Below are 4484 nucleotides of genomic sequence, written 5' to 3' on the forward strand. Positions count from 1 at the left end.
TCGGCTCCCCTGACAGCCAAGGAACTGGCTCCGCTGGTTAGGGGGGCCTAGGCGTTGGGGTGGGCGAAGGGCTGGGACGAGGGGAAGGGCTGGGCGAAGGCGACACAGAGGGAAAAGGATTGGGCGTGCCGGTCGGGGTTGGTGTTGGGGTGGGTGAAGGCGGCGGCAGTACCCGCAAAGGGGCTTTGGCCGAGGCAATGCGGCCTTGAGTGTCTGCTACCATGGCCGTAACCTCGTAATCTCCAGGAGGGACAGAGGCCGGAATGGTGATGGGAAGGGTGCCGATGCAGGTTCTGCTGTTGACCTGACAGCCGGCGGCAGCGGCAGTGAAATCAAACGTGAGGGTGAGAGGGTTTTGTCGGATTTCCACCCGGAAGCTGATGCCGCTGCCCAAACCCGCAGGAGTTGTTACAGCCACCAAGACATTGAAGGGAACCGTCTGTCGCGCGTCCGTCAGTGCCACCACGGCAATCGAAGGTGGCTCCGCCGAGAAGGAAGCGGTGGGGGAAGGGCTGGGGAACGGATTCAAGAGTGGGGTGGGGGTCGGGGTGAGCAGAGGCGTCGGGACGGGAGTAGGCGTCGGACTGGGGACGAGAAAAGGCGTGGGCGTCGGTGCCACAACCGTTACTGGCACAGGCGTAATGGTGACCGAGGGCTGTTCGCGGGCATCTTCTTGGCAGGCCACCAGTGACAACGACACAAAAGCGGCTACACTCGCTCTCATTGCGGAGAACATCCAGCTCTGGCGGAACCTAGGGGGCTGCTGTTTCATGGGCTTTGGCTCCTCATAACACAAGCTTTGGGGTTTTGTTGGGAGAACTGAGTCTCGGCAGCGTTCAACTCAAAACCCACACAGCCCTGCTCCCTCAACTGCGAAAGCAGAGTCTCGCGGGTGCTCCTAACACTATAGATAGAGCCTCAATTTTTTGTAAACACTACGGGTGACATCTACCGCATGGGATCCGCCTCGGCGGTGAGATCTCAAGGGCGCTCAGGTTAGACTGGTAAGTGCCACAGCAAGAGGGGATCCATGGCAGCGAAGGCGGGAGCAGAACCATCTTCAGCGCAAGCAGGGCTGCAAGAGCGACCTGCTGAATTCTGGAACAGCCAGGAAGGGCCCAAAGAGGCCTGCGGGGTGTTTGGCATTCTGGCTCCCGGCGAGGAGGTGGCCAAGCTGACCTATTTTGGGCTGTTTGCCCTGCAGCATCGAGGCCAGGAATCGGCGGGCATCGCCACCTTTGAGGGGGCCTTTTGCCGAGTGCACAAGGCGATGGGGTTGGTTTCCCAAGTTTTTGACCCGGTAAATCTGGGCCAACTGAGCGGCGACTTGGCGGTGGGCCACACCCGCTACTCCACCACCGGCTCCAGCCGCGCCGCCAACGCTCAGCCGATCATTGTGGAAACCCGCCTGGGGCCGCTGGCTTTGGCCCACAATGGCAATTTGGTCAACGCCGAAGAGCTGCGGCAAGAGCTGGAAGCTGCCGACCGCCACCTCACCGGCAGCACCGACTCGGAGTGTATTGCCCACGCCATTGCCCAGGCGGTCAATCAGGGCCAAGGCTGGGTGGAAGCCACCTGTCAGGCTCTGCGCCGCTGCCGCGGGGCCTTTAGCCTGGTCATCGGCACGCCAGAAGGGCTGATCGGGGCACGGGATCCCTACGGCGTGCGCCCGCTGGTGTTGGGGTTTTTGAGCCGCAACCCCACCAGGCAGGAGCTGCTGCAGCCCCAGATGGTGGGCAGCCCTCATTGCCCCGAAGCCCCACGGTTACACTATGTCTTAGCCTCCGAGACCTGTGCTCTGGATATCATCGGAGCCGATTACCTGCGCCACGTGGAGCCGGGGGAGCTGGTGTGGATTGACCGGCAGGGGCTGCAATCGGTGCGCTGGGCGGAGGCCAACCCTAAACTGTGCATCTTCGAGATGATCTACTTTGCCCGCCCCGATAGTTGCATGCATGGGGAAAGCCTCTACTCCTACCGGGTGCGGCTGGGAGAACAACTGGCCAGGGAAGCTCCGGCAGAGGCCGACTGGGTGATCGCGGTGCCCGATTCCGGCACCCCGGCGGCCATTGGCTATGCCCGCCAGACAGGGATCCCCTACACCGAGGGGCTGATTAAAAACCGCTATGTGGGCCGCACCTTCATTCAGCCTACCCAGTCGATGCGGGAGCGGGGCATTCGCATGAAGCTCAACCCCCTGGAAGACGTGCTGCGGGGGCAGCGGATTGTGATCGTGGACGACTCGATTGTGCGGGGCACCACCAGCCAAAAGATCGTCAAGGCCCTGCGCCAGGCGGGGGCCACCCAAGTCCACATGCGCATCTCCAGCCCTCCGGTTACCCATCCCTGCTTCTACGGCATCGACACCGACAGCCAAGATCAGCTTATTGCCGCCAAGTACTCGGTGGCAGAAATTGCCGAGAAAATCGGGGTAGACTCTTTGGCCTACTTGAGCTGGGAAGGCATGCTGGCCGCTACGGGCCGGGATCCCAATTCCTTCTGCTCCGCTTGCTTTACCGGCCACTACCCCATCCCCATCCCGGAGGGGCTGAAGCGCTTCAAGCTGGCTTTGGAAACGGCAGCCAGCCGCAAAGACCGCTAGGAGCCTGGGGGGAGAGGAGGGTTCGCCGCAGTTTGCATTTGAATGCCTGCAATCGCCATGACTTTACGCCTGCGCCAGCTAGGGGATCCCATCCTGACTCAAGTGGCTGAGCCGGTCGCCGAGTTTGGGACGCCGGCTTTGCAAAACCTAATTGAAGAGATGCTCGCCACTTTGAAAGAGGCCCAAGGGGTGGGCTTGGCGGCCCCTCAGGTGGGATTCCCCCTCCAGGTCATCATCGTAGCCTCCCGTCCCAACCCTCGCTATCCTGATGCACCCCAGATGGAGCCGCTGGTCATGGTTAACCCCCGCCCCCTAGCTTGCAGCGAGGAGCAGGTGCTGGGGTGGGAAGGGTGCTTGAGCGTGCCCAACTGCCGCGGCCTGGTGGCCCGTTCCCGCGAGGTGGAGGTGGAGTACCACACCCCTGAGGGATCCCGGCAGCGGGTGGTCTGGCGGGATTTTCCGGCGCGCATCTTCCAGCACGAATACGATCACCTCAGGGGCCGATTGTTCCTAGATCGGCAGCCGCAGCAACTGCTCTCTGAGGCCGACTACCAAGCCCAGATTTTGGCCCAGCCCCCTGCCTGAGGATCCCAACATGCCCTACCTGGTCATCTACGACGGCCTGTGCAACCTCTGCGCCAGTGGAGTCCAGCTCTTGGAGCGCCTGGATCGCGGCCAGCAGTTTCGCTACGCCCCCATGCAGGATGGAGCTACCCTGGCCCAGTGGGGGATCCCGCCAGAGCAGATGGAATTGGGGATGATCCTGATCGACCTGGAGCAGCCGCAGCGCCGCTGGCAGGGCTCCGCCGCCGTCGAACAAATTGCCGCCCTCTTGCCCAGCGGATCCCTGTGGCTGGCCCTCTACCACAACCTTCCCGGCCTCAAGCTTTTGGGAGACTGGAGCTATGCCCAGATCCGGGATCACCGCTACGAGTGGTTTGGCCGCCGTGACACCCTTTATCTACCGGCTGTCTGTGAGCGCTGCCGGGATCCCTTGGCAGAAAAGGACTGAAGCTCTTTTTCTGTAAACTGCAATACTTATCTGCCTGGCCCAAGGGATCCCTTTGCCAAGTTTGAATTCCTATCCTCAAAGCTGGCACGTTTGAAAGGTTGAAGTTGAACATATTAGCATATCGAAATATTAGTATATCGAAGAATACCTTCCCGGTGAGAACTCCCCAAGTCTGAACTTGTCTTTATCCAGGGCCAAAGTAAAAATAGAAACGAAGTTAGCCGACAGGGAGTGGGCTGTGGCTACAACTGGATATGGAAAGACTAAAGCTGAAGGAGTTGCCGGCAGTTCAGGAGCCGTTCAGCTAGTCCTTAGGAGTGGCCATCCTTATGGGGGAAACGGGACTGTTGGAAGCTTTGGTGAAAAAAGCAGAAAGATTCTTCTACAGACAACGCAGCAGCATCTGGATTGGCAGGTGCAGTTTGCAGTTTGGAAGACCTTACTAAGCTCTGGCATACCTCAACTGGTGCAAGTAGCAAAAACCTATCAAGTTCCCCTGCGTCCGGTTGGAGACATCCGAGAACGATATAGAGCCGGCGAGCGGGACTTTCGCTGGGCAGATCTGAGGAGGGCCAACCTCAGCGGGCTAAACCTAAGGGGGGTGGACTTAAGCGGGGCCAGCTTGAGTCGAGCGAGACTGGGCCAGGTCAATCTAAGCCACGCCAGCCTGGTTGGAGCCAACCTCAGTCAGGCAGACCTCAGTGGTGCAGACTTGAGGGGAGCCGACTTAAGCGGAGCCAACTTGATGGGGGCCAATCTCATTGGGGCCAACCTGCGGGGAGCCAATCTAGCAGACGCCAACTTGAAGTGGGTCGTCATTTCCCGCGAAACGCAAATTGACCGCAAGTGGCAACTGATCTGGGAAATTGT

Annotated in this window: 5 protein-coding genes and 1 pseudogene; 5 read left to right on the forward strand and 1 reads right to left on the reverse strand. The window is 60.2% G+C overall.

Translation table 11 applies throughout. The features are described from left to right. Window positions 1–37 precede the first annotated feature (37 nt). Window positions 38–724, reverse strand: a complete 687-nt coding sequence (locus tag NW848_RS07750; protein WP_414510863.1) for a hypothetical protein — start codon at window positions 722–724, stop codon at window positions 38–40. 306 nt (window positions 725–1030) lie between these two features. Between NW848_RS07750 and purF the strand changes: the two genes are divergently transcribed. From purF to NW848_RS07775, 5 genes and pseudogenes are all read left to right on the forward strand, one after another. After that, complete coding sequence (gene purF, locus NW848_RS07755; RefSeq protein ID WP_414402587.1) at window positions 1031–2602, forward strand: amidophosphoribosyltransferase; 1572 nt, start codon at window positions 1031–1033, stop codon at window positions 2600–2602. Window positions 2603–2644: 42 nt separating this feature from the next. Next, window positions 2645–3187, forward strand: a complete 543-nt coding sequence (def, locus tag NW848_RS07760) for a peptide deformylase (RefSeq protein WP_414510864.1) — start codon at window positions 2645–2647, stop codon at window positions 3185–3187. Between the two features lie 10 nt (window positions 3188–3197). Then, window positions 3198–3614 carry a thiol-disulfide oxidoreductase DCC family protein gene (locus tag NW848_RS07765; protein WP_099812550.1) on the forward strand — a complete coding sequence of 139 codons (417 nt, stop codon included), beginning with the start codon at window positions 3198–3200 and terminating at the stop codon, window positions 3612–3614. 466 nt (window positions 3615–4080) lie between these two features. After that, window positions 4081–4218: pseudogene (locus NW848_RS07770) on the forward strand (pentapeptide repeat-containing protein); the annotation flags it as partial. Window positions 4219–4236: 18 nt separating this feature from the next. Beyond that, window positions 4237–4484, forward strand: a 248-nt coding sequence (locus NW848_RS07775) for a pentapeptide repeat-containing protein (RefSeq protein ID WP_414510866.1), incomplete at its 3' end; no start/stop codon positions are given.

The organism is Synechococcus sp. RC10A2 (genome assembly GCF_047502605.1).